Source organism: Shimia marina (assembly GCF_001458175.1).
GTDB lineage: Bacteria > Pseudomonadota > Alphaproteobacteria > Rhodobacterales > Rhodobacteraceae > Shimia > Shimia marina.
In genome coordinates this window covers 1-5,026 of sequence record NZ_CYPW01000033.1, presented here as the reverse complement: position 1 = coordinate 5,026, position 5,026 = coordinate 1, and the positions used below count along the sequence as shown (strand labels likewise).

6 protein-coding genes and 1 tRNA gene are annotated in these 5,026 nt (G+C 53.3%); 5 read left to right on the top strand and 2 right to left on the bottom strand.

Annotated elements, in window-relative coordinates; all coding sequences use genetic code 11:
- Window positions 1-44 precede the first annotated feature (44 nt).
- Window positions 45-118, bottom strand: a tRNA-Cys gene (locus SHM7688_RS17315).
- Between the two features lie 237 nt (window positions 119-355).
- Between SHM7688_RS17315 and SHM7688_RS17310 the strand changes: the two genes are divergently transcribed.
- The 3 genes from SHM7688_RS17310 to SHM7688_RS17300 all read left to right on the top strand — a co-directional run bounded on the left by SHM7688_RS17310 (window position 356) and on the right by SHM7688_RS17300 (window position 3,337).
- On the top strand, window positions 356-1,009 hold the full coding sequence (locus SHM7688_RS17310; RefSeq protein WP_058241215.1) for a protein-L-isoaspartate O-methyltransferase family protein: 654 nt from the start codon (window positions 356-358) through the stop codon (window positions 1,007-1,009).
- Between the two features lie 44 nt (window positions 1,010-1,053).
- Window positions 1,054-2,463 carry a TolC family outer membrane protein gene (locus tag SHM7688_RS17305; protein ID WP_058241214.1) on the top strand — a complete coding sequence of 470 codons (1,410 nt, stop codon included), beginning with the start codon at window positions 1,054-1,056 and terminating at the stop codon, window positions 2,461-2,463.
- Window positions 2,464-2,536: 73 nt separating this feature from the next.
- Window positions 2,537-3,337, top strand: coding sequence for a hypothetical protein (locus SHM7688_RS17300; RefSeq protein WP_144432625.1), 801 nt, complete (start codon window positions 2,537-2,539; stop codon window positions 3,335-3,337).
- A 106-nt stretch (window positions 3,338-3,443) separates the two neighbouring features.
- Here the strand turns inward: SHM7688_RS17300 and SHM7688_RS17295 are convergent, their stop codons facing one another.
- Complete coding sequence (locus SHM7688_RS17295; RefSeq protein ID WP_058241212.1) at window positions 3,444-3,764, bottom strand: DUF6280 family protein; 321 nt, start codon at window positions 3,762-3,764, stop codon at window positions 3,444-3,446.
- 220 nt (window positions 3,765-3,984) lie between these two features.
- Here SHM7688_RS17295 and efp point away from each other — a divergent pair, with 220 nt between their 5' ends.
- Together efp and SHM7688_RS17285 are read left to right on the top strand one after the other, a co-directional pair.
- Entirely contained in the window at window positions 3,985-4,548 is a 564-nt protein-coding gene (gene efp, locus SHM7688_RS17290) for an elongation factor P (RefSeq protein WP_058241216.1), read from the top strand.
- Between the two features lie 78 nt (window positions 4,549-4,626).
- Window positions 4,627-4,938, top strand: coding sequence for a GNAT family N-acetyltransferase (locus tag SHM7688_RS17285; protein ID WP_058241211.1), 312 nt, complete (start codon window positions 4,627-4,629; stop codon window positions 4,936-4,938).
- Window positions 4,939-5,026: the final 88 nt, after the last annotated feature.

The window sequence follows — 5,026 nt, the reverse complement described above, 5'->3', positions numbered from 1 at the left end:
GGCCTCAAACACGGCAAGGAGTGATGTAAGTGATTGATTTTAAATGGAGGCGAGTACCGGAATCGAACCGGTGTACACGGATTTGCAATCCGCTGCGTCACCACTCCGCCAACTCGCCATCCGTGGTGTGGGGCATGCCCCGAAAGTGGCGCATAAATGGGACGAAATTGATTTGGGCGCAAGTCCTTTTTTGTTTATTGCGTGGATGTGTGCAGCGAAGGGGAAATCTCGCAATTTGGCCCGATAAAGCGCGCACCGTTGCCACAGCTTTTTAGAAACAGGTGTTCGAGACGTTGCCCACTCAAGAGAGTTGTGGCAAGACAACCGCATATGTGCCTGAGCTCATGGGATATCGATGACCGACTACGCAACTCTCCGCACCACTATGGTCGATACACAAGTTCGACCATCTGATGTAACGAAATTCACCGTCATTGAAGCGATGCTGACTGTGCCTCGTGAGGCATTTGTGCCAAGCAATGCAAGGGACGCCGCTTACGTTGATGCGCTTGTACCACTTGAGGCCAATCGGGTTGTGTTGGACGCACGTACGCTGGCAAAGATACTTGACGCGCTGGACATTCAGAGCGGTGAATTGGTTTTAGATGTCGGCACAGGGTTGGGGTATTCCGCTGCGGTCATCGCAAGAATGGCGGAAGCCGTAATTGCGGTGGAGAACGACGAAGCTCGTGCGCATGAAGCGCAGGCGGCGTTGACGGAGCATGGAGCTGACAATGCTGTTGTGCACTGTGGCCCTCTGGAGGAGGGCGCTGCGCCGCATGGCCCCTACGACGTGATCTTGTTGCAAGGTGGTGTTGGCATGCTTCCCGCTGCGCTGCTGGAGCAGCTCAAAGAAGGTGGGCGCATCGCGGTATTGTTCATGGAAGGTGCTTTGGGGGTTGTGCGCATCGGCTACAAGATCGATGGTGAGATCAATTGGAACTTTGCGTTCAATGCGGCAGCACCTGTGTTGCCAGGTTTTGAGGCAGTAAAAGAATTCGAACTATAAAATAGGTGCGGAGCTCTCAAGCTTCGTCCAAGGAGGCAGCAGCCATGTTCCAGAAGGTTCAAAAAACACTGCGCCGCGGCGCACTTGCTCTGACAGTGTCGGTGGCTTCGGTCGCGGCGGCTCAGGCCCAGACTTTGTCTGATGCGTTGGCCACAGCTTATGAGCATAGTGGTCTGCTTGAGCAGAACCGCGCGCTTTTGCGCGCTGCTGACGAAAACGTCGCTGTTTCTATTGCGGCCTTGCGCCCAATCATCAATTGGTTTGGCAATGTGAGCTATGAGTACTCCGACAGTGATTTGACGGGGGTTACACGCCTGAGCCAAGATCGTTTTGCAGGTATCGGTGTTTCGCTGGACCTCTTGCTGTTTGATAATGGTCAATCCAAGCTGGCGACAGAGGCGGCGAAAGAAACCGTTCTAGCGACACGCCAAGGCTTGATTTCTGTTGAACAAACGGTGCTTTTCAATGCCGTTCAGGCCTTTATGGACGTTGTCGCGGACGATGAAATCGTCAAGCTGCGCGTGAACAACCTGCGCCTTTTGGAACGCGAACTTCAGGCTGCGCAGGATCGTTTTGAGGTTGGCGAGGTCACGCGAACAGATGTGGCGTTGGCCGAGGCCCGCCTGGCGGGGGCACGGGCGCAATTGGCTGCTGCGCAGGGGGATTTAGAGGCGAGCAAAGAGTTTTACGCAGCAGCGGTTGGAGCGCGCCCTGGTAACCTTGTGACGCCCAGGAGCCTGCCTAAGGCGGCAAACTCGATTGATGAGGCCAAAGCGGTTGCTGTGCGGTCCCATCCTCAAATGCTTCAAGCGCAGTTTCAAATTTCAGCTGCTGAATTAAACGTTCAGCGCGCGCGTGCTGCTATGGGGCCGAGCATAAATCTCAAGTCTCGCGTTGGAACGCGCCGCGAATTTGATTCTTCACAATTTGCCGACAGCGCCAGCGTGGCGATTGAGCTGGGTGGGCCGATTTATCAAGGCGGACGGCTTTCTGCGCTGCTGCGCCAGACCATGGCGCAGCGAGATGCCGAGCGCGGTAACTTGCACGTGGTGCGTCACAATATTCGACAACAGGCTGGCACTGCCTGGGCACGCTTCCTTGCGTCGGGCTCTCAAATTCAGGCCAGCGTGCGCCAGGTAGAAGCCGCGCGTATCGCATTTGAAGGGGTTCGTGAAGAAGCCAAGCTGGGCGCACGTACGACATTGGATGTTTTGACCGCTGAGCAGGATCTATTGGATGCGGAAGCTGATCGTATTGAGGCGCAAGCGCTGCAGATCGTAGCGGCATATGGCGTGCTGTCTTCGATGGGGCTGTTGACTGTGGACTACCTTAATCTGCGGGTAGAGCGGTATGATCCTGAAGCCTACTATAATTTGGTAAAGAACGCGCCTGCTTTGCGCTCTGAGCAAGGTCAAAAACTTGATCGTGTGCTTAAAGCAATTGGGAAAGAATAACATTTTTCCTATCTGTTGTATGGGTAGCCTGCTGTCGCTACACTCAGGCTAACTGAATAACCGGTGGTACTAAATGTCTGATCCAGTAACGAACACGGAAATAGAGGATGTCTTGACGTCCATTCGGCGGCTGGTTTCAGAAAATCGGCCGTTGAACGATGCTGACGAAAAGATTGAAGCTCATCCAGAAGCTGGTGCTGCAGGTTCAATAAGCGAGCCTGATCAGTCAGAGCCTTTAGCATTGGTGCTCACGCCTGCTCTGCGGATCGATGAGGAGCCTCTGGAAGACAGTGGCGTTGCGGAGCTAAAGCAGAGCGAGCCGGATACGACTGAGGATAGTTTTATTGCGGATGCGCCTCAGGAGGTTCTGGCCGGTGAGGAGGTAGAAGGCTCTTTCTCATTCAAGCTTGGTGAGGTCGAAACCGAGCAAGATGCTCAGATGGCTTTGGAGGCTGAAATATCAGCTGACGTCTCCGATATAAATGGGGAAGAAGAACGGGTTGATGAGGATCAGCCTTTTGATTTCAAGCAGGTTTTGGAAGCCCGTATACATCAGTTCCGCGAGGAATCTTCAGCAGAAGATGTGGAAACGTCGTTAGAGGATGAGGGTGGGTTTTCAGAAGCGGTTGTTGCTGACGTGTCTGAAAGTCTTGCGAATGAGGTGGTGCAGCCTTCTGATGTGGCAGACAGCACCGATTTTGCGTTGCCCATCGAAGAGGCTGCCGAAATTGATGAAGCCATGTTGCGCGAAATGGTGGCTGATATCGTTCGGCAAGAACTACAGGGCGCGCTTGGCGAGCGTATTACACGGAACGTAAGAAAGCTCGTGCGTCGCGAGATTCATCGCGCACTAGCTGCCCATGATCTTGGTTAGATTTTGCTCAATGCAGGTTTGCAACCTGCTTGATTTTTAGATCTCAAACAAAAAACGCGCTCATTTAGAGCGCGCTTTTTGTTTTCAGCAGAGGGGAAGCGCTTTTTTACGCAGCCTCTGCTTGAGCAGCAGCGTTACGTCGCTCACTTTCCTCGCGAGACAGTGCTACGGAGGTACGAATCCCTTTTCCTACGAATTCCATGAGGCCTTCGACCACACGCTCATTTGGGTCGATGCCCGCGCAGGAAAGCACTTCGCGGCCGTCACGGGAGCGCGCCCAGCGGGCGATTTGTTCCGGGCCGTTGCCATACTTCTTGTCATCAGCAATGGCATCATCCAGCGCAGCTAAGACAACGGCAGCAAAAAGCTTGCGCGCACGGTTGCCTTGTTCGTTGTTGTAAGCCGCTGCATCAACGAAATCGGTCATCTCGTCGTCCTTGTGTTATTGCTCTTGTGTTTCGGCGTGGCGCTCCTTATGGCGCATTATACTTGATTCGGGTAGCCCACATATGCATAGCTTCTATGCTTAATTTGCATGGCGTCGCGTTTGCCATCCCCGTAAGACAGGTTGTCTTGCCACCTGCCGACCGGGCAGATATAGGATGCCAAAACATCCGATCAACCTTTTTTGTCTAGGTTTTATCTACATGCCCAAGATCAACGGTAACGAAATTCGTCCAGGTAACGTTCTGGAGCACAACGGTGGCCTGTGGGCTGCTGTGAAAGTCGATCACGTGAAGCCTGGCAAGGGCGGTGCCTTTGCGCAGGTCGAGATGAAGAATCTGCGCAATGGCTCCAAGTTGAATGAGCGTTTCCGGTCTGCGGACAAAGTGGAACGTGTGCGTCTTGAACAGAAAGATCAGCAGTTTCTCTATGAAGATGACGGCATGTTGATCTTCATGGACACTGAAACATATGATCAGAACCAGATCTCTGCGGATTTGTTGGGCGAGCGCCGCCCGTTTCTCCAAGATGGTATGACCATCGTGGTGGAGTTTTATGAGTCTGAAGCGCTCAATGCGACGCTCCCTCAGAAAGTGATCTGTAAAATCGTCGAGACAGAGCCTGTGGTGAAAGGTCAGACCGCTGCGAACTCTTTCAAGCCGGCAGTGCTTGATAATGGCGTGCGCGTTATGGTGCCGCCATTTGTTGGACAAGACGAGGATATCGTCGTGAACACAGAAACAATGGAATATGCCGAGCGCGCATAAGCCGCGCCCGGAAAGATTTCCCCGCGCAATTTGTCGGGGGCAATTCAAAACCTCCGGTGCAACACTGGAGGTTTTTTTATGATAAGACATCTGGAGCAAGATGAGCTTGCCAAGCTCTTGCCGCTCTCACGGCAAGTGAATGCTATCCACGAAGCTGAACACCCGAAGCAATACAGAGGAGACGCCAAGGCCGAAGAGGTTTTGGGATTCTTTGCGGATCGTTTAGAGGAAGGTGGTCTTATTTTCGTGGCGGAAGAAGAGGGGCGGATTTGCGGGTTCCTACTGGCGCTGCCAATCACCCGTCCTGCAACACCCTTTCTCCATGCGAGCAAGCATGTCGAGCTTGATCAGATCTGTGTTGATGAAGCATGTCGCGGCAAAGGTATTTGACCCAGCCCCTTGATCCGGGCCGTTTGGATGTAGAATCCGTTCCTGTTTCTTTCTTGTGATTAGGTTGCGGTCAAGGCCTGCTGAGCGG

What these genes read in the sequence shown, in the direction of transcription:
- SHM7688_RS17310 (WP_058241215.1), top strand. Translation starts at nt 356, where the DNA reads ATGACCGACTACGCAACTCTCCGCACCACTATGGTCGATACACAAGTT.
- SHM7688_RS17305 (WP_058241214.1), top strand. Translation starts at nt 1,054, where the DNA reads ATGTTCCAGAAGGTTCAAAAAACACTGCGCCGCGGCGCACTTGCTCTG.
- SHM7688_RS17300 (WP_144432625.1), top strand. Translation starts at nt 2,537, where the DNA reads ATGTCTGATCCAGTAACGAACACGGAAATAGAGGATGTCTTGACGTCC.
- SHM7688_RS17295 (WP_058241212.1), bottom strand. Translation starts at nt 3,764, where the DNA reads ATGACCGATTTCGTTGATGCAGCGGCTTACAACAACGAACAAGGCAAC.
- efp (WP_058241216.1), top strand. Translation starts at nt 3,985, where the DNA reads ATGCCCAAGATCAACGGTAACGAAATTCGTCCAGGTAACGTTCTGGAG.
- SHM7688_RS17285 (WP_058241211.1), top strand. Translation starts at nt 4,627, where the DNA reads ATGATAAGACATCTGGAGCAAGATGAGCTTGCCAAGCTCTTGCCGCTC.